The following is a 523-nucleotide window of genomic DNA, read 5'->3' on the forward strand; positions in this document are numbered from 1 at the left end:
CTAAGTTCATTTGCATCAATATTAAGAAAAACACGTCTTAAAGTATCATGAGACGGGATATTATTACCTTCAATGAGCCCTAGCTGTCTGAAGTAGTCAGCACGAATTTTAATAAACATTGAAGCATGATAGAAAGAAGTGAACTTACCTCTCATCGATATCAAAAGACAAATACATAAAAGCTTATCTAGATCGTATTTAATCATGCCAGACTTTCTAAAGTCTGTAACGCCATCTAATATATGTAAGAGGGTATCAACAAACTTCTTATTAGAACGGATCTTATTTTTCAGAGGTGCAAGTACAACGGAAATGATCTTCATATTGTCTTGTATAACAGTTGCATTGTTCATAAAAAATCCTACTTTAATTGTAATCTTTAGCCAATTTCATAAATCAATGATGTTCGCTATTTGAGGCTGTATTTAGATAAAACATCTGAAAGCTCTTTTGGATAAATAACAGAAGGCTTAGGTGTATTGATATCAACTTTAAGTTCACGTAAAAGCTCTTTTGCATAATC

General features: G+C 31.9%; 1 protein-coding gene. It reads right to left on the minus strand.

The window, feature by feature from the left end:
- On the minus strand, positions 1–353 hold a 353-nt coding region (locus tag J5V48_RS10125), incomplete at its 3' end, for a transposase family protein (RefSeq protein ID WP_219938485.1).
- Positions 354–523: the final 170 nt, after the last annotated feature.

This window comes from Succinivibrio faecicola, from assembly GCF_019448115.1.
Classification (GTDB): domain Bacteria; phylum Pseudomonadota; class Gammaproteobacteria; order Enterobacterales; family Succinivibrionaceae; genus Succinivibrio; species Succinivibrio faecicola.